The sequence below is a fragment of the Nostoc sp. genome, assembly GCF_036917635.1.
Taxonomy (GTDB): Bacteria; Cyanobacteriota; Cyanobacteriia; order Cyanobacteriales; family Nostocaceae; genus Nostoc.
Genome location: NZ_JBALCW010000011.1, coordinates 1 through 18,652, shown reverse-complemented (window position 1 = coordinate 18,652; position 18,652 = coordinate 1). Strand labels below are relative to the sequence as shown.

19 protein-coding genes and 1 pseudogene are annotated in these 18,652 nt (G+C 41.6%); 6 read left to right on the top strand and 14 right to left on the bottom strand.

Translation table 11 applies throughout. The annotated features are described in order from the left end of the window. Positions 1-84: 84 nt before the first annotated feature. Together rdgB and V7K32_RS02510 are read right to left on the bottom strand one after the other, a co-directional pair. Complete coding sequence (rdgB, locus tag V7K32_RS02515; protein ID WP_334990042.1) at positions 85-660, bottom strand: RdgB/HAM1 family non-canonical purine NTP pyrophosphatase; 576 nt, start codon at positions 658-660, stop codon at positions 85-87. Positions 661-747: 87 nt separating this feature from the next. Next, positions 748-2,184, bottom strand: coding sequence for a phosphoglucomutase/phosphomannomutase family protein (locus tag V7K32_RS02510; RefSeq protein WP_334990040.1), 1,437 nt, complete (start codon positions 2,182-2,184; stop codon positions 748-750). Positions 2,185-2,843: 659 nt separating this feature from the next. Here V7K32_RS02510 and V7K32_RS02505 point away from each other — a divergent pair. From V7K32_RS02505 to V7K32_RS02490, 4 genes are all read left to right on the top strand, one after another. Continuing rightward, the gene (locus tag V7K32_RS02505; protein WP_334990038.1) at positions 2,844-3,569 is read left to right on the top strand and encodes a pyridoxine 5'-phosphate synthase; all 726 of its coding nucleotides are present in this window, start codon (positions 2,844-2,846) and stop codon (positions 3,567-3,569) included. 158 nt (positions 3,570-3,727) lie between these two features. Further along, positions 3,728-4,447, top strand: a complete 720-nt coding sequence (locus V7K32_RS02500) for a SnoaL-like polyketide cyclase (protein ID WP_334990036.1) — start codon at positions 3,728-3,730, stop codon at positions 4,445-4,447. A 65-nt stretch (positions 4,448-4,512) separates the two neighbouring features. After that, on the top strand, positions 4,513-4,842 hold the full coding sequence (locus V7K32_RS02495) for an MgPME-cyclase complex family protein (protein ID WP_334990034.1): 330 nt from the start codon (positions 4,513-4,515) through the stop codon (positions 4,840-4,842). A gap of 364 nt (positions 4,843-5,206) precedes the next feature. Beyond that, positions 5,207-5,467, top strand: a complete 261-nt coding sequence (locus V7K32_RS02490; RefSeq protein ID WP_334877239.1) for a MoaD/ThiS family protein — start codon at positions 5,207-5,209, stop codon at positions 5,465-5,467. 276 nt (positions 5,468-5,743) lie between these two features. Here V7K32_RS02490 and V7K32_RS02485 read toward each other — a convergent pair whose 3' ends face one another. The 3 genes from V7K32_RS02485 to V7K32_RS02475 all read right to left on the bottom strand — a co-directional run bounded on the left by V7K32_RS02485 (position 5,744) and on the right by V7K32_RS02475 (position 9,662). Then, entirely contained in the window at positions 5,744-7,057 is a 1,314-nt protein-coding gene (locus tag V7K32_RS02485) for a hypothetical protein (RefSeq protein ID WP_334990032.1), read from the bottom strand. Between the two features lie 716 nt (positions 7,058-7,773). Then, complete coding sequence (locus V7K32_RS02480) at positions 7,774-8,622, bottom strand: lysophospholipid acyltransferase family protein (protein WP_334990030.1); 849 nt, start codon at positions 8,620-8,622, stop codon at positions 7,774-7,776. 341 nt (positions 8,623-8,963) lie between these two features. Beyond that, on the bottom strand, positions 8,964-9,662 hold the full coding sequence (locus V7K32_RS02475; protein ID WP_334990028.1) for a glutathione binding-like protein: 699 nt from the start codon (positions 9,660-9,662) through the stop codon (positions 8,964-8,966). Positions 9,663-9,928: 266 nt separating this feature from the next. On the opposite strand from V7K32_RS02475, the gene V7K32_RS02470 reads away from it, so the two are divergent. Then, the gene (locus V7K32_RS02470) at positions 9,929-10,894 is read left to right on the top strand and encodes a class I SAM-dependent methyltransferase (RefSeq protein WP_334990026.1); all 966 of its coding nucleotides are present in this window, start codon (positions 9,929-9,931) and stop codon (positions 10,892-10,894) included. Between the two features lie 104 nt (positions 10,895-10,998). Here the strand turns inward: V7K32_RS02470 and V7K32_RS02465 are convergent, their stop codons facing one another. From V7K32_RS02465 to trxA, 6 genes are all read right to left on the bottom strand, one after another. Next, a complete protein-coding gene (locus tag V7K32_RS02465; RefSeq protein ID WP_334990023.1) occupies positions 10,999-11,766 on the bottom strand; it encodes a class I SAM-dependent methyltransferase in 768 nt (255 codons plus the stop codon). A 34-nt stretch (positions 11,767-11,800) separates the two neighbouring features. Further along, positions 11,801-12,487, bottom strand: a complete 687-nt coding sequence (locus V7K32_RS02460) for an SDR family NAD(P)-dependent oxidoreductase (RefSeq protein WP_334990021.1) — start codon at positions 12,485-12,487, stop codon at positions 11,801-11,803. Positions 12,488-12,665: 178 nt separating this feature from the next. Continuing rightward, positions 12,666-13,331, bottom strand: a complete 666-nt coding sequence (locus V7K32_RS02455) for a nitroreductase family protein (RefSeq protein WP_334990019.1) — start codon at positions 13,329-13,331, stop codon at positions 12,666-12,668. A 362-nt stretch (positions 13,332-13,693) separates the two neighbouring features. Then, a complete protein-coding gene (locus V7K32_RS02450) occupies positions 13,694-14,806 on the bottom strand; it encodes an alkene reductase (RefSeq protein ID WP_334990017.1) in 1,113 nt (370 codons plus the stop codon). A 196-nt stretch (positions 14,807-15,002) separates the two neighbouring features. Continuing rightward, positions 15,003-15,797: an SDR family NAD(P)-dependent oxidoreductase gene (locus V7K32_RS02445; protein WP_334990015.1), complete on the bottom strand. Its 795-nt coding sequence runs from the start codon at positions 15,795-15,797 to the stop codon at positions 15,003-15,005. 177 nt (positions 15,798-15,974) lie between these two features. Beyond that, a complete protein-coding gene (gene trxA, locus V7K32_RS02440) occupies positions 15,975-16,298 on the bottom strand; it encodes a thioredoxin (RefSeq protein ID WP_012412473.1) in 324 nt (107 codons plus the stop codon). 81 nt (positions 16,299-16,379) lie between these two features. Here trxA and V7K32_RS02435 point away from each other — a divergent pair, with 81 nt between their 5' ends. Continuing rightward, complete coding sequence (locus V7K32_RS02435) at positions 16,380-16,730, top strand: ArsR/SmtB family transcription factor (protein WP_334990013.1); 351 nt, start codon at positions 16,380-16,382, stop codon at positions 16,728-16,730. Positions 16,731-16,743: 13 nt separating this feature from the next. Here V7K32_RS02435 and V7K32_RS02430 read toward each other — a convergent pair whose 3' ends face one another. The 3 genes and pseudogenes from V7K32_RS02430 to V7K32_RS02420 all read right to left on the bottom strand — a co-directional run bounded on the left by V7K32_RS02430 (position 16,744) and on the right by V7K32_RS02420 (position 18,553). Further along, positions 16,744-17,523 carry a nucleotidyl transferase AbiEii/AbiGii toxin family protein gene (locus V7K32_RS02430; protein WP_334990011.1) on the bottom strand — a complete coding sequence of 260 codons (780 nt, stop codon included), beginning with the start codon at positions 17,521-17,523 and terminating at the stop codon, positions 16,744-16,746. Further along, the gene (locus V7K32_RS02425; RefSeq protein ID WP_334990009.1) at positions 17,520-17,756 is read right to left on the bottom strand and encodes a hypothetical protein; all 237 of its coding nucleotides are present in this window, start codon (positions 17,754-17,756) and stop codon (positions 17,520-17,522) included. The genes V7K32_RS02430 and V7K32_RS02425 overlap by 4 nt, the downstream gene beginning before the upstream one ends. A gap of 81 nt (positions 17,757-17,837) precedes the next feature. Next, positions 17,838-18,553: pseudogene (locus V7K32_RS02420) on the bottom strand (glycosyltransferase). Positions 18,554-18,652: the final 99 nt, after the last annotated feature.

Genomic DNA, 18,652 nt, shown 5'->3' with positions numbered 1-18,652 from the left:
CTAACTCCTAACTCCTAACTCCTAACTCCTAACTCCTAACTCCTAACTCCTAACTCCTAACTCCTAACTCCTAACTCCTAACTCCTAACTCTTAATTTTCTCTAGCTGCGGAATTAAAGCTGTAAAAGCCTTGCCTCGATGGCTAATTGACCCCTTCAACTCCCGTGTCATCTCAGCAAAGGTTAATTGCAACTGTTGTACATAAAAAATTGGATCGTAGCCGAAACCAGCATCACCACGCGGCGCATGAAGAATTTCGCCGCGACAAATACCTTCAGATTGTAATACGATCGCACCATCAGGACGAGCGATCGCTACTGCACAAACAAATTGAGCTTGTCGATTGACTTGGTTATCTAATTCTCTCAATACCCTAGCAATACGTTCTGAGTCGGTTTTGGCATAACGTGCAGAATATACCCCTGGTGCGCCATTTAGGGCATCTACTTGCAAGCCGGAATCATCAGCAATTGCCCACTTTCCTGTAGCTTTAGCAATTTGTGATGCTTTTAGACAAGCGTTGGCGGCAAAGGTTTCGCCCGTTTCTTCAATTTCCAATTCTTCAGGTTTGAGGGTTAATTCCCAACCAGAATTTTCCAGATAAGCTTGCATTTCCCGCAACTTACCTGGATTTCCTGTAGCTACTACAAGTAATGTCATGAATTACAAATTATTAGTTAGGAGTTAGGAGTGATGAGTTATGAGTTAATTAATTCCTAACTCCTAACTCTCAACTCCTGACTAATTTTACTCTGCCCAGTGTTTCGCCCAAGCAAGAGTTTGATGCACTTGCTCAATTGTCGGGGCTTCGCAGTACAAGCGTAAAACTGGCTCAGTACCGCTAAATCGAATCATTAACCAGCTTTTATCAGCTAGGCGATACTTGTAGCCGTCGATTGTTTGACAATCTATTACTGCTAACCCGGCAATTTCTGTTAAGGGTTGAGTTTGTAATTGTTGCAAAAGACGCGATCGCACTTCCATACTTGCTAAGGGTAAATCAATGCGATCGTAAGCTGAGGTAAACCTTGTTTGGCTCTGCAAGTAGCGATAATACTCACCTAAATCCAAACCAGATTCTACAATCGCCTCTAGAACGTATAATGCTGACAGCAGTGCATCGCGTTCGGGAATATGACTACCATAGCCAATTCCTCCCGACTCTTCGCCGCCCAGTAAGACTTTTGCTACTAACATTCTATCAGCAATGTATTTATAACCAACTGCTGTTTCAAATACCGATAGGTTATGTAGTGCTGCTACAAGGGGCATTAAGTCGGAACCACTAACAGTTTTGACTATTTCACCACTAAAGCCGCGCCTCCGGGTTAAATGATCAATTAATATTGGGATTAAGACTTGAGAACTCAAGAAGTTGGCTTCCCCATCTACAGCTGCGATGCGATCGCAGTCTCCATCAAATACCAACCCCACCGTTAAACCTGATTTATCGGTTTCTCGGTGACTTTTGATGACTTCAAATAGCTTTGAAAGGTATTTAGGCAAGGGTTCCGGCGCACCACCACCAAATAGGGGATCGCGTTCTGAGTTGATTTCTTTGACCTGATTGCCTAGTAGTCTCGCCAATCCGCCAGCCGCCGCCCCATGCATAACATCGGCAAATAACGTCAATTTGCCAGATGCGATCGCTTCTCGAATTTTGGCAATATCAACTTTACCTTCTAATGCTTGGGTATAACTAGGCCAAGGATCAAATTTCTCTTGCTTGCCTGGAGTAGCTGCTAATGGTACGCCAACTGACAACTGCGCTTCGATCTCTTTTGTGACTTCTGGCGGCACCGAACCACCAAAACAACCCTTAACTTTTAACCCCAAATATTTACCAGGATTATGGCTAGCTGTAATGACCAGCGCCCCCAAAGCATTGAGTTGTTTTGCTGCCCAACTATAAGCTGGGGTTGGGGCAAAGTTTTCGCTCAGTAGCACATCAAATCCGACAGAGGTGACAGTATCAGCAACAGCACGAGCAAAATCTTCGGCCATGAATCGGCGATCATAACCGACAATTATTGTCCGGCTACCCACCGTAGAAAAATATGTATCATATAATACTTTTGCGGCAACTGGCGCGACCAGGGCTAGGCGTTCAAAGGTGAACTCGTCACCAATAACGCCCCGCCAGCCGTCTGTACCAAACTTGATTGAGTTAGCTACAACTGGCATCTAAATATCCTAACTGTCTACTTGAGGATTCTAGCATTTATACAGTGTACAAAGTAAAAAAAGAATCTAGTAATAGTATGTAGTAATAATGTTTAAGACTAAATTGGGCAAATTTGTGCATTGTAGAGGTGCGATCGTCCCAGAATTCTGCTAATGATGCAGACATTGTTTAAAGTCATGTTTAAGTCCCATTAGAAGTTCGTTAATGAGTCTTTAAAACTTCGCAAACCCATATCATAACTCCACTCCTGTACCTTCTGCTATATTTAATCTAGGACTTACGCACTGTACAAACGAAACCTCTTGTGTATTGACGTAAATAGGTCGTTTCAGCCTTTTATAAACCACCTGTGATCGCAAAAAAGTGGTTGAAAAATCTAGTCAAAAGCGTTGAAAAGCATATTTGCTATTTTGGTCTTTCTGTCAATGCGTAAGTCCTATAATCTTTACTTTCACCAAATAATTATTAATTCATAATTCATATTAAAAAAATGGGTACAGCAGCCCACAGTGAACTTTTAATCAGCGTGGTCTTAAAGAGCGTGGATTCATAATCTCACACTGAGTGAGATTATGAATTATGAATTATGTTGATATGCAAGACCAGTATTTCCGGTAAAATCAAATTCTGAGGACTGTGGATTTGGGAGAAATTTGGGGTGCCTACACTTGGCGTTAACATTGACCATATCGCCACCATCCGGCAAGCACGGCGGACAGTGGAACCAGACCCCGTGGCGGCGGGGGTGCTGGCAGAATTAGGGGGTGCAGATGGAATTACGGTGCATCTACGGGAAGATCGGCGGCATATCCAAGACAGGGATGTGCGTATATTGCGACAAACAGTGCGCTCGCATCTTAATTTAGAAATGGCGGCTACAGATGAAATGCTAGCGATCGCTCTTGATATCAAACCAGATTATGTAACCTTAGTCCCCGAAAAGCGTGAAGAAGTCACCACAGAAGGCGGATTAGATATTACCCTCCAAATTGCTAGAATAGGTGAGATAGTCGAGAAATTGCAAAGCGCTAATATTCCAGTTAGTTTATTTATAGACGCCGAAATATCACAAATAGAAGCATCTGTCAAGGTGCAGGCACGATTTATTGAATTGCACACCGGACAATATGCTGAGGCTAAGGATGAAACAAATCGCCAGCGAGAATTAGCCATATTAGCTAAAGGGTGTGAACAAGCGATTAAAGCTGGATTGCGAGTTAACGCTGGTCATGGACTCACCTACTGGAACGTCTATCCGGTGGCTGCGCTTCCAGGTATGGAAGAACTGAACATCGGTCATACCATCATTAGTCGGGCAGCATTAGTAGGTATGGAAAGGGCAGTCCGCGAGATGAAACAAGCTATAAGAGGGAATAGGGAGTAGGGAATGGGGCATTGGGCATTGGGCATTGGGCATTGGGAATTAGTTATTTTTTCTTGGTACCTCTGTTCCCCCTGCTCCCCCTGCCTCCCGTATCTTAAAAGAGGGGTTGTCTACTGCGAAATCTAGAAATTGAGAGCAAACCTTCAGCAAAGACTTCTATGAGCGCAACACAGTCTAACAACCTGCCGCTTTGGGTACAGGATCGGGATAAGGTGATAGCAGAAAGCACTGATGTCGAGTGGCGCTATCAGACACCGCCTGATTATTCCCGTTCCAAAGAGAATCTCGCTCAAGAAAGTACCTATAATCACCTTGAAGGTACACTGGAAGCGATCGTCCAAAACTTGGTGCGAACCTTCGAGATGGAGGTATCCTTCAAAGCTAACCCACAAGAGTGGTTATCTATTGTGAATGACAAGTTTCGTGTAAGTACCAATGGTGGAGTCGAGTACACAGCAGCAGATTTATCAGCCCAAGGTACTTACAATTTATTTATGGCTGATTCAGAACATTACAAGGCTTCAGAAGAAAGCTTTGAATCATCCGCAAAAGTCTTCCACACAACATTTCCCCAAGGATTTCCTTGGGAAGTGCTGGAAGTTTTCTCAGGCCCACCAAATGTTACATTCAAATGGCGGCATTGGGGACATTTTAAAGGAGAATACAAAGGCCATGCACCTACTGGAGAGACAGTAGAAATTATCGGCATGAGCATTGCAAAAGTTACCGATGACTTGAAGGTTATTTCCTTGGAACACTATTTCGACAATAATTTGTTCTTGGAAAACCTAACATCTGGTGGTAAACAGATAAATGCCCAAAAGCAGGGAAGTGCTTGTCCGTTCAGTTCTTGGTTCAAGAAATTGCACAAGAGTTAGTTTTTAGGGGTACAGAGTGCAGCACTGTACCCTTAAATTATTCACATAGCAACCAAAGGATAAAAATGCAAACATATTATTACGTTTTGGCCAGTCAAAAATTTCTTCTTGATGAAGAACCAATACACGAAGTTCTCAAAGAACGCACCCGTCACTACCACGAACAAGAAAAACAAATAGATTTTTGGTTGGTTCAGCAACCAGCTTTCTTGGAAACACCCCAATTTAAAGAGTTAAAGGCGAAGTGTCCCCAACCAGCAGTAGCCATTATTTCTACTAATCCCCAATTTATTACTTGGTTAAAACTGCGTCTAGAGTACGTCATCACTGGTGAATTCCAAGCTCCTTCTGAGGCAATACCCGATCCCTTGGCATCGCTTACTACTGTTTCCTAATCTGGGTATGGGGCATTGGGAAAGAGGACTTGGGGACTCTTGAGAATTGGGGATAAGGGGAAAGACTTGTTGCAAGTTCTCACCTCTTGTCACCTTGTCCCCCTCATGGGTAGAAGTGCAATGCAATAATGTCTTCACTTGATGAAGCGATTGAGCTTCCGCTTTAATAGCCAACCTAGACCTAAGCCGAAAATTGCAATATTTAGTAGAGGGCTCTGGAACTGAAGTACTTGTACGCGTTTGGTTTAGATGCTTTAAAGGTTCTGTAAAGAAATGGTAATTTCTAAAAAGCCATGTCTGACTATATTTGACTATACAGAACTGAACTATTAAACTACTTGCTGGTACTGCCAAAGCATGTTATATGTCTAAATCTGCAATTACCGTTACCGTAAAATTGTTCGCTGCTTATCAAGAAGCCTTTAAGGTTTCAGAACTGGTGCTGGAATTTCCTAAAAGTATGCCAGTCAAAGCAGTATGCGATCGCCTCATAGCTGAACACCCCGAACTCTCCCAATGGCGTGAGGTCACCCGCTTTGGAATTAATCTAATATTTGTCGAACCAGATACCTATCTACAAGATGGGGATGAAGTCGTGCTGATTCCACCAGTCAGCGGCGGGTAGCAAAAAAGTTATCAGTTAGGAATTAAAGATGCAAAACTTCTAACTCACAAGTACTGATTCCTCACCTTGAATTACGAATTTGTGGTACATACCTCGCCCCTTGTGGGCGAAAAAAACTAATAATTAAGAGAGTTATTTTTTAGGCCAAACCTACGCAGTATTGACTCAATTACTGTATCCAATACGACTATCCGATTTCTTCTCCCCCTGTTTACCAAAACGATTAATTATTTTTTTATTTGGAAGTCCCTTAGGGGGAGGGTGAAAAACTACTATTTAAGTAATAGCACTTATAATGCAGAATCCGATGCTAGTAATTGCGAATCTTTTTGAATGCATGTTTAAAGCTACGACTGCCAGCAGCACAGAGGAATACCAAGAGCAATACCAAGGAGCCGCAAACATAAATAATATTAAAGTAACCCATCCTATATTTATACTAAGATTAATTTCAGAATAAATTTTTTGCCAATATGGTTTTACCAAAATAATCAAATAAGAAACTACAAATATAGAAAAGATTATAGGTTTAATTATTGAGTATAGAGTATGTTGGAAACTTAGAGAAAAGTTTAGAATTTTTAAACTTAGTAAACTCTTAAGCACAGCATATAATGAACCGCCTACTCTTTCTCCAACCCCAGGATTTAAAAGGCTTCTCCAAGCATCGACTGTAGGTAAAGCTATAACAGTGGTTGCAAAAATTATAGCTAAACAGATACAAGTAGCACTGGATAAAATTTTCCAACGTTGTTGCTTAATCAAATAAACAAAGATTAGAGGTAACCAAATAATTGGTAATGTTTTAATTAAAAAACCAATCCAAGCTGTCATAATCGCAGCGATATATTTATGGTTTTTAAGGCATATTATTAAAATAATTAAAACCGTAGAAATTAATATATCAACATGTGCATTTGTTACCTGCTCGTACAGCAAAAATGGGTTAACTAAATATGCAATTGTTATGTTAGTTTTATGAGGAGATGTTTTTAAATGCTGCCATATTAAGGAACTATTTAATATATGCAATAGAAGACATATTAATTTAAATACATAAATTCCCAAACTAGGAGTAATTGCAACGAAAATAGCGGAAAACATAAAAAATATTTGAGATATAGGCCCATAAGTTGAAGTCTGTTTCCAGATCAGGAATGGAGACAACTTTGAGGTAAATGTGCTTGCAGAATTAATAAAAGGATTAATTCCATTTAAATCCATCAAACCATAATGTATGTATAGATTAATATCAGTAGTTACTGGATAACTTATGAAGGCAATTAACAAAAAGAATGAACTATTTTTTAGTATTTTTATAAAACTTATATCTTTTTTTTTGTTTTTGTTTATTATTAACCACACAATATATATAATAATTAAGCAACGGTATTCTATACCTACTCTTATTTTGTTAAGAGTTTTAGAAAAGTCAGGTAAATATTGACCTGTGGAATTAGCTAAAGCCTCAAAATTAAAAGAATAAGCTCTAATTGCTAATTCAATACACAATATTAATGATAATATTATGGCAAAGCTTAACAAAATTTGGTTTTTTTTCTGATTGCTATAATTATTCACATTGAGCATAATAATACAAAATTTATTCAACAAAGTTTTTACTTACATTATCCAAATGAACATTTATTTTTCATTGGATTATATACAGAATCAAATGCGTTTAAGCCCCGTCCATTTGGTATAAAACCTGGATTTGTTAGAACCGTATGTTATTCATTCCTGGCTGGAATTTGGAGCTTTATCTTAATTTCAAAAAACTACGGTTTTCAAGGTAAATGTGGTTTAAGTCAATAGTACTATAAAGTGACACAGCAAAACTGAACATCTTCAATTACTTTAGCAGGTATTGGTATTAGCATTGAGTTAAAATCCTTGCAAAAATGGGAGTTAAGTTTAAAAGCCCCTGTCAGTTCTGAATTTAAACTATTTTGAGTAAGAGGTAAATGATGGTTACAAATAGTTGAAATATCTTTTGCTCTTTTAGCACATAATCGTTATACCTTTTGAAATATCTGTTGTGTAAGGATTTAAAACTTTTATCAAGCGCCAACTAACAGTCAAACAGTCAAGTTGCTTATCTACAAGTCTCTGCCCGTAGTTTGCTTCTGCGTAGTGCTTTATGGATCACTTTTAAAATAATGGCGCGTGGTATAGTCCAATTCATTGGAAAATGCAGTCAACAATTTTTGCGCTTGTCACCGTTGGCAAGATAATTTTCGTGCTGTCCTTACTCGTCTGGAATCAAACTGTTTAGAAGTTGGACGTGCTAATTCTACTTAATAGGTTTACGATTTAGCAGCTAGGTTGACTAAGCGATCTAACTCTTGCTGCATCTGAGTAACAACTAATTCATAACATTCATTGACATAGTAGCGATCGCTAGCTGCTTCAGGACCGTAGCGTTGAAATACAATTGGCGGACAAACCCGCGTGTAAATGGACACAGGAAATGGAATGTTGGGTAACGGGCCAATTGCTAATCCCCAAGGCAGTCCGAGATAGATCGGAAAAACTTCCGGATCAATCCCCAACAGCCAAGGCATCCCCCATTCGTGGAGTTGCTGCACAATTTTATAGCAGTCAGTTAGTACAATCAGCGTATCGTGAGCGCCCCAGGAAATCACAGGCACAATCGGCACATTTTCCCGCAATGCTAACTTGATAAATCCTTGCCGCCCCACAAAGTAGATTTTGTTACGTAAATAATGCGGTCGGAAAATATCTTCGGCTCCACCTGGATAAACTAGCAGACTCGCTCCAGACCGCAAGGCGGTGTAAGCCATTTTCGGATGAGCGATGATTGCTCCAGCCTTAGCAACCAGTTGCGCTAGTGGTGGGCTAACCTGCCAAACCTTGGGATGCATTAAACCATAAACGGGTTGCTCGATACCAAATCGTCGGAACCAGTCGTACATCATCATTGTCATATCCGGAGCTGGAAGTCCCCCATTATGCGAACCGACAAATAGGACTTTTTCTTGGGGTGGAATATTATCCCAGCCACTAGTTTGAACTCGGAAATAGTAGTCATACAAAAAGCCAAATAGAGGCATCAGAGATTCTATGAACTTTGGATCTCGCTCATCCAAAGACCAACCGGGTTTTTTATTTATGAAATGTTGCTTTTTTGACATCAATGCATTCTCAGAGGATTGGTAAAGGTGAAACAATCCAGGAGCTAAAAGCTGCTCACCAAGATGATTTCACTGGTTAGCATTTTACGTTTAATTATGTCCACCTACTTAATAAAAGTTTTAGTTAGGTACGACTTGCTTCTGATTGACTAACCAAATAGAGAGCAGAGCGATCGCGCTAATAAGCTGATACACATCAAGCCCCCTCCTATCCCCATTAAACCAATTTCACCCAGTCGCCTGACTAACTATTTAACTGAGCGACTCTAAATTAGTCCACTCAATCCAAAACCACTGAGCATAAACTTGATCGCCACACTCACAAGACAATTTCATTAGGCTCAAGCTTGAATAGTCTTCGCCGACTGGTTAAATAACAAATCTCGTGACTTATCTGGATCAAGCGCTTGAGTTTTCAGTGCTTCTGCTTTCTCGTAAGCGCGAATTGTTGCCGGACGGGCTTTAATTGTCTCAAACCACCGCTTGACGTGAGGAAAATCCTCTAGATTCTGACTTTGGCCTTCATGAGGTACAATCCAGGGATAAGCAGCGATATCAGCGATGGAATAATCGCCAGCCACAAATTCTCTATCTGCTAGTTGCTTATTCAGCACTGCATATAAGCGTCCCGTCTCATTCACATAGCGGTTAATCGCATACTCAATTTTTTCAGGAGCATAGGCGCTAAAATGATGATTTTGTCCCGCCATTGGCCCCAGCCCTGCCATTTGCCAGAATAACCATTCTAAAACTTGAGTGCGATTACGTAAATCTTGAGGGATTAATTTCCCGGTTTTTTCTGCCAAATATAGCAAGATTGCACCAGACTCAAATACCGAAATCGGCGCACCTGTATCTCCTGGTTCGTGGTCAACGATCGCCGGTATGCGATTGTTAGGAGAAATATTCAGAAATTCCGGTTTAAATTGATCCCCAGCCCCAATATTCACAGGAATTATGGTATATTGCAAACCGACTTCTTCTAAGAAAATCGTAATTTTATGACCGTTTGGAGTTGTCCAATAATAAAGATCAATCATGGTTATTTTTCCTAAAACTGCGCGATTGTTTTTTAAGTGAATGATGCGGACATCTCTTTGGCATCTATCACAAAATCTGAAAAAAAGCGAGAACTGCGAAAATGTTTATATAGCAAATTATTTTAGCACTATATACCACAAAGTATTGCCCTAGAGGTAAGATGGAAAATTGCTGCCAGTAATGGAGCTACAGCCCCATACTGGACGATTGTCCTGGGCTATTAGTGATTTGGCATTACAAAAAAAGACAAGATGCTTAAAAAAATATGAGTCAAAAAACAGTAAAATTAATTGAAGGTAACTTATTGCCAAAAGGAGATTATGTTTCGCCAGGATTTTCCACTATCTGGCCCGATTCATATTTTCCCAATATAATTTTAGGGAATAAATATGATTCTTTTTGGCTTTACTTGCGGCGGAATATTACTCATAACTGGTACGTGGATAAGCGACGGAAGAATGTAGGATTTGTCAGCAGAGATGAAGCTCATATTTTATACAATACAGCCTTAAAATTTAAGGAAAAAAAAGCTTTAGAAATAGGTTGCTGGATGGGTTGGTCAGCTTGCCATTTGGCTCTAGGAGGAGTAGAACTAGATGTAATCGATCCGATGCTATCTGAACAATTATTTAATGAGAGCGTCACAGATTCACTAAAGTCGGCAGGCGTTAAGGAATGTGTGAATCTAATACCAGGATGTAGCCCTGAAAAAGTAGAAGAGATAGCAAATAAATTTCAACGTAAATGGTCATTGATATTTATAGATGGTAATCACGAAACACCAGCACCGCTCAATGATACAATTATTTGCGAACAGTTTGCAGAAGCAGATGCTTTAATTTTATTTCATGATTTGGCTTCTCCCGACGTAGGCCAAGGCTTGGATTACTTAAAAGAGAAAGGATGGAAGACAATGGTCTATCAAACTATGCAAATTATGGGAGTTGCATGGCGGGGAAATGTTGAGCCTGTAATACATCAGCCAGATCCTAAAATTAACTGGTCTCTACCTCCACATTTACAAGGTTATTCTGTAAGTGGTTCAGTTCAAACTGCGGCGGAAGATAAATTTGCAGAAATTCTCAGAGCAGTTAGTCCATATACTATTTTGAGTGAAAGAAAGTTATTCTCGCTTTATAGTCAGGCAAAACAAGCATATTGTTATCTTTTTTGGCTGCCAAAAATGTTACTACAAGCGATCGCTAGAATCAAACCTATCAAGAACGACTAGCTTTAACAATTGCAGTATTCGTCTATTCACTGCAAATAAGCCATCACTAGCAACACATAGCCAGCCGCTAGTAATGGCTTTTTTTGGATGAAACATAGAGCTTTTCATAGGGGTGATTTGGCGATCGCTGCCCAAACTCTATGGTGAACCTGAAGAATTGGTGTAACATATCTTGCTTCGAGTAATGTTGCCAATTCTTGGTCAAATACTTCTACCTTTTCAGGTGTCATACTGGCTCCCACGCCTGCACTAGCACGAATTCGTCCCCGCCAAGCTTCGTGTGTATAAGAGACAAAGACATCGTAAGAAAATGTGCGGATTTCTCGGAATCCTGCTTCGCCAATATCTTGTAACCACAAGGGATACATTCCATTACCACCATCCAAATTCCACGCTGGATTATGAGCCTTAATTAGTTGTTCTGTTGCTTCAACTACATTACCTTTTAAAGGTATCCAATCAAAATGTGCGATCGCGATCGAGCCATTTCTTCTCAATATCCGAGTAATTTCTTGGACAGCCCGGAGACGATCAAACCAATGCCAACATTGTCCTGCTGTCACCACATCCGCACTTGCGTCTGGTAACTCACTATTCTCGGCAGTTGCGACTCGATAATCTACTTTGATTTGGACAGATTCGCTTAACAGTCTCGCTTGTTCTAAAAGTGATCCTGATGGATCTATGCCAATTACATAAGCACCTCTATCCGCAAAGCCCCGCGCTAGTGTTCCTGTTCCTGTACCAAGGTCAACAATATTCTGCCCTGGTAAACCTATACCATATTCAGACAGTTTGTTAAATAATGAACTGGGAAAGCCAGCGCGGTGTTTTGCATAATCAACAGCAGTTGCACCAAAATCAATATTCATACCTGCAAAACTATTTTTGTAACAATTGTCTTGGCTAAAAGTTCTCTATCCAGGGACGTAGTTCTACTTCATAAGTCCAAGCACTGCGGGGTTGGCGTAAAATACTGAGATAAGTTTGAGCGATTGCATCCGGGTCAAGAGTACTATCAGGATTATCTGCTGGATCTTGGCGGATGGAGCGGATTACACCATCAATCACGAAATGCGCCACATGGATATTCTTTGGTGCTAATTCTCTAGCAATACTCTGAGCTAAACCGCGCAGTGCAAATTTACCCATTGCAAAGGGAGCAGACTGAGCATAACCCTTGACACTCGCTGAGGCTCCAGTAAAAAATATAGCACCGCCACCAAGTTGCAAAAACCTTTTGGTAGCAGCTTGAGCAACGAGAAAGCCTCCATAAGCAGTTACCTCTAGGGTTTTTGCCACCTCACCAGGGTCTAGATCAACAAGAGACCCCCGCACCCGGTAACTGGGATTGTAAACGACAATATTCGGGGAACCAATTTTATTATCAATATCAATAAATAACTGTTCTACTTCATCTGGTTTTGAGGCATCAGCAGCGAAATTAACTGCGCCAATTTCAGTGCTTAACTGAGTGAGTTTTTCAATTTGGCGAGCCGCTAAAGCTACGGTGAATCCTTCTTTGGCAAATAGGCGGGCTAAAGAAGCGCTTAGTCCACTACCTGCACCGACAATTAAAGCTGTTGTTGCCATATTTTCAACCTGTAGCGTTTATTCGCCTAGCTTAGAGCTTTACAAGCGTGCCATTCAATTAAGACATTCATAGATTAAGATAAAACCTCACCCTCAATCCCTCTCCTTATTATTGTCGGGGGAAGGCAGAGGCAGGGTGAGGTTTTATGCCCCATGCCCATTGCCAATTTAGGAAAAGCTACCCTGCATAAGGATTGCCAATTCTGTCTACAGAGACATTGGAGGAGAATGGCAAACGACCGGGATTTAAGCGTGGTTCGGCTGCATAGCCAACAGGAACTAAAACAGCGATCGCTAAATCTGGATTATCCCCAGCATTAATCACTTGTTTTACCTGATCCTCAATCCAACCGTTCATAAAACAAGTGGATAATCCCAAACTTTCTGCTGCTAACACCAAATGAGTAGCGGCAATTATGGCATCTTTGATCGCATATTCGCGTCGTTTGTCGCCTAGCCCAGCTTGAAATTGTGGGATGGCGGTTTTAAAGTAGTTTACCGTACCTTCATTCCATGCTCCAGTTTCAGTTGCCCGCTCAAAAATTGGAGTTAAGTCTCCTTCGCCTAAGTTAGGATCGGCGGCAAAAACGAAGGTTACAGGTGCTTGGACAATTTGCTGTTGATTCCATGATGCTGCTGATAGTGCTGCCTTTTGCGCCACATCTTGCACGAGAATAATTTGCCAGTCTTGGATATTAAAGCTGCTAGGCGCTGCCACGGTCAACTCTACCAGTTGCTTGAGTAGTTCTGGGGCGATGGGGTCTGTTTTAAAAGTTTTGATAGAACGACGTTGAGCGATCGCACTCGGTACATCTAAAGCTTGAGTTTGGGTGATGGAACTCATAAGATTCTCCTGATGGTTATAGTTTTGACCAAATCATTCGTAGTTCTCTACGAGACGCTAAAAGCAAATGCACACTCGCTACCACTGCGCTAACGTAATTAGGATACAAGCAAATCTATTTATTCCCGAAACAAAAATAAAAATTATTCCTTGTTTCAAAACAAACAACTTGTCCACCCCATACGCAAGGGAACAGTCATAAGGGACTTCCAAATAAAAAAATGTTCCAAAACTGACGCAAAAACTCTCTCTATTTCTTCTCTCTGCGTTCTCTGTGTCTAATAAGGTTCGTTTATTGGAATAATTTATTTCTTGGAAGTCCCTAAGTCCATAATTACGAATTACGAATTACGAATTACGAATTACACCTTAGCTACCGGCTCATTAGCAGCCGACCAAAATGGATAATCTGTATATCCTTTTTCACCGCCCCCATAAAAGGTTGCTTGATTTGCTTCATTTAGTGGTGCATTCAAAGCCAAGCGTCGGGGTAAATCTGGGTTTGATATAAAGAACGTGCCAAAAGCAACTAAATCTGCTGCTTTGTTTGCCACTACAGCATCGCCTTTTTCACGAGTATAACCACTATTGACGATAAGTGTACCTGTAAAGCGATCGCGTATATGAGTAGTAGGTACAATTGTTCCGCCATGTCTGATGTCTGCTTCTGTTGCCTCAAAAATATGCAGATATGCCAAATTAAATTGGTTCAACGCTTGAGCCGCATAACCAAATGTCTCCAGGGGATTGGAATCACCTATATCGTTAAAAGTCCCACTGGGAGAAAGACGTACCCCAACTCGGTTAGAATCCCACACACTAGTTACCGCCTCTGTCACCTCCAACAGGAATCGGGCGCGATTCTCAATGGAACCGCCATAGTTATCTGTACGTTGATTGGTGCGATCGCGCAGAAATTGATCTATTAAATAACCATTAGCTGAGTGAATTTCTACCCCATCAAACCCAGCCGCTAGAGCATTGGCTGCTCCCTGACGGTATTGTTCGACTATCTGCGGTATTTCCGAAGTTTCTAAAGCACGGGGAGTCACAAAGGGTTTAGGCCCCTCATAAGTTGCGGCGTCACCTTTACCAGCAATGGCAGAAGGTGCCACAGGTAAAGCTCCATTTGGTTGTAAGTCTGGGTGAGAAACCCTGCCTACGTGCCATAGTTGCAGAAAAATTCTCCCTCCCTGCTGATGTACGGCATCGGTTACTAACTTCCAGCCCTTCACCTGTTCTGGTGAATGAATTCCTGGTGTAGCGGGATAGCCCTGTCCTTCAGGAGTTACCTGTGTTGCTTCCGCAATAATCAGTCCGGCGGAAGCACGTTGGGCGTAGTAGGTAGCATTCAATTGGTGTGGTACATTTCCCTTACCTGCCCTGTTTCGAGTTAAGGGTGCCATTACTATCCGGTTAGGTAGTTCCAGATTTCCTAATTGGTAAGGAGAAAATAAGTTAATATCACTAGTCATTGGTTATATCTCCAAATTATTTTAGTCATTGGTCATTGGTCATTAGTCATTGGGCATTGGTCAATAATCAATAGTTATTCTTCCCGTGCTTCCCCTGTTCTCCCTGCTCCCCCTGCTCCCCCTGCTCCCCCTGCTCCCCCTGCTCCCCCTGCTCTCCCTGCTCCCTCATCCCCCTCATCCCCCACTCCCACCCAAACTAAACAATCGACCGAATAACGCCACCATCTACCCGCAAAGCTGCACCATTAGTTGCTGAAGCTACAGGGCTAGAAAGGTAAACTACGATCGCTGCTACTTCTTCATTAGTTGCAAAGCGTTTAATCAGGGAACTTGGACGCACATTTTGAAAAAACTCAGCCTCGACTTGAGCGCGATCGATACCGCGTTCCTGTGCTAGGTTGCTGATAAACTCTTCAACTCCTTCTGAGCGGGTTGGCCCGGGAAGGACGGAGTTTACCGTGACTCCAGTCCCCATAGTCATTTCTGCTAGACCTCGTGCAATGGCTAGCTGCGCTGTCTTAGTTGTGCCGTAGTGAATCATTTCTACGGGAATTTGAATCGCAGATTCGCTGGAGATAAAAATTATCCGCCCCCAGTTTTGCTCTAGCTGCTTTTGCAGATATTGCCGACTCAAACGGACTCCGCTAAGGACGTTAACCTCAAAGATGTTTAACCAGTCTTTATCAGTAATATCAAAGAAGGTTTTTGGCCCGTAAATACCTAAATTGTTTATCAGGATATCAACGTGAGGAACCTCTTGAAAGAGTTTCTCTACCCCTGATGCAGTACCTGTGTCAGCAACCACACCAGAAACTTTCGCGTCGGGTGTCAAATGCTTAATTTTAGCTAGCGCTTCAGCTACTCGTTCTTCAGACCGACCGTTGATAATCACTGATGTACCCTCTTGAGCTAACCCAAGGGCGATCGCAAAACCAATACCTGCGGTTGAGCCACTTACCAGCGCGGATTTACCATGCAATTTCAAGTCCATTTCGCTCTTTCCCCGTTAGTTGAAACAGAATTTAGGAATTGGGAGTAGGGAGTGGGGCATTGGTGATTGGTGATTGGAAGAGGCAGAGGGGGAAGGGTGCAGAAAAGAGGAATTTGTCCCCCAGCTAAGAGATCCCCTAGTCCCTAGTCCCTACTGCCTACTCCCCTTTCACTTAAATTAAAGATGCTGTGCTAAGGTCTTATTCAAGGTGGTTTTTGGAACTGCCCCTACGACAGTATCGACTTGCCGACCTCCCTTAAAAACCATCAGTGTCGGAATACTGCGAATACCATAGTGGCTGGCGACAGTAGGATTTTGATCTGTGTTCAGCTTCACAAATTTCACCTGTCCTTCGTATTCAGCAGCAACTTCATCGACGACTGGCCCCACCATCCGGCAAGGGCCGCACCACGGCGCCCAAAAGTCTACTAATACCGGAATTTCACTTTCCAAGACTTCTTGCTTGAATGTGGCTTCTGTGACATTTGTAATGGATGACATAAAATTGCCTTCCTAATTAATTCTATAATTCGATACTATCGAATAATAAAAATATATGCCACCTGATGAGATAATGCAACTATGAGATTTCTTTATCATCCAGATAGAAAAAATATTTCTTTAGCGGGAGTGCTGTATGCATTGGGCGATCCAGTGCGGCTAGAGATTGTGCGGCGGCTGGCGACTGAGGGGGAACAATGCTGTGCGAGTTTTGATTTTGCGATCGCTAAGTCTACGATGTCCAATCATTTTAAGATTTTGCGGGAATCGGGGATAGTCTTGACACGCAAAGAAGGGACACACCATATTAACATATTGCGGCGTGAAGATTTAGAGCTACTGTTTCCAGGGTTGCTGGATGTGGTATTGAAAGCCGCACAACCATTGCCTATTGAACCCGCGAGTACTAAACAAGCAGCTTCAAGGATTTAGGGGCATAGTCTGTTTAAGAATCTTTTTGTTTTTCAATTTGTGTTTTTAAATCAGCAAAGATATCATGTTGTTCTCGAAAAGTCCTTGGAGTGTGAGATAACCCTAAATCTATAGAGAGTAAATCAATACCGTCGATAATTTTGGGTATCTGAGCTTGATCAACTTGCAGACTGAGAAAGCATTTCTCCCTGTAATCTGGTCTTTCCTGAAATAGTGCGATCGCTCTTTCCAAAGGGCGCATAACCTGATATGCTCTTTCAGCCTTCTCAATTGATACTTGAGGTATTGGCGATCGCAGCCTGAGAATTGCTAAATCAATTAAATCTCTTGCCTCAACGCTGTTATCCATGTAACGGTCAGAATTTGACAGCAGCTTAGAGGTAAAACAGTCATTCAAGCTTAAACAAGGAACGAATGACCAGTTTAGATATCTTGGTGGGTCTAGTTGAAAACGAGTTTCGGCAATAATTTCTGTTTTAATCGGCACATCATCGACAAAAACTATCATCCGAATTCCATATTGGTCAGTTGTGCTACGTCCAACTTCAATTTTACTTAAATCCCGAAATAATGCTTCATGCCCACCCTCAAATACTACTGTCCGCAGGTATTTATAGCCTTCTGTACCAACAGAAGCAATAAAATCAATGTCCTGACTCCAGCGATATTCTTCAAACTCAAATGCAAGAAGGGTTCCACCACCGAAGTAAGCAGAACCCTTCCTAAGTATGTCAGAATCTAAGCATTCAAGAACTGTGAGAATTTGATTATGATGTTCTAACCTAAAGGTCATAAACAAACTTGCAACCAGGATTTATAGCGTCTGGCGAGTTCCTGAATAAAATTCAGTTCTTCACCCTCAAGATTATTGAATAGGTCGTGATATTGCCAGCCACGTTCATAGCGACTCAGCATTTGTTCTGAAGTAAAGCGATATACATCGGCGGTCTGCCAACAAATCGACTCCAGAAAAGGCAGCTTTTTGGGGACAATAATTGAATTAATTGTTGGTGTTGCGGTTGTCATAACTCTTTTAATCAACCACTTTTGAGCTTAACTTTAATTTTAGATTAGCACTAACGATTTTGAAATTCAATTTTATTCTAACTATAAATTATCTGGGTTGGGATAAACTCTTCCTTTCCAAGCGCCGCCGCGTCCTTGCCAATGACGGAGTGCTGAGTCTAGAGTCATCAAAGTATAGAGAAAAGCGATCGCAGGTAAACTAAAAGCGAACCAGGGAGAACATTTATAAAAGCGGATCGTCGGGTAGTAAGCGAAAGTCATTAACAGCCATTCTAATAAACCCATAAGTGCGATCGCCCAACTACCCCAAACTGCACCTAGAATTACACACATAGGTGGAACTAAATAAATCAATCGTGTTCGATATCTGCGTCGGTCAATAAAAAATAGTCGGGTGCTAGTAAACTCGCACTCTTTATACCTTGGTCAACAGCCCAAAGTTTGCCTGACCAACCAGGAGGCAGTGATTCGCCCGTGATAATATGCAATTGTTGGGGTTTACCTACAGCGCGTGCAACCCCTTCGGCAAAATTTGCTGTCTGGTCTGTGCTGCGATCGTCTACCAAAAACACGTTGAAACAACCAGGATAATCTTGAAGTAGGAGCGATGTCTACGACGAGCTTCGCTTACGCAAGGTGGTAGGTAGCAATTGGGCTTCGTTACGGGCTGGAACGATGGCACAAACCACAGGTAAGGATTGTAGCTGAGTTTCTGTAACCTCTAATTGCTGGTCTGTCCGCCAAAACTGTCCCCAAAAACACACTAATTCTAACCAAATTGTCAAGGATAACAGCATCAATCCTAATACAGTGTCCACTTGTATACTTTGCACAAGGTTTTCGACACTTTATTTTGATTTTACTACTCATTTGCTACTCAAAACAGCTATGTCTTG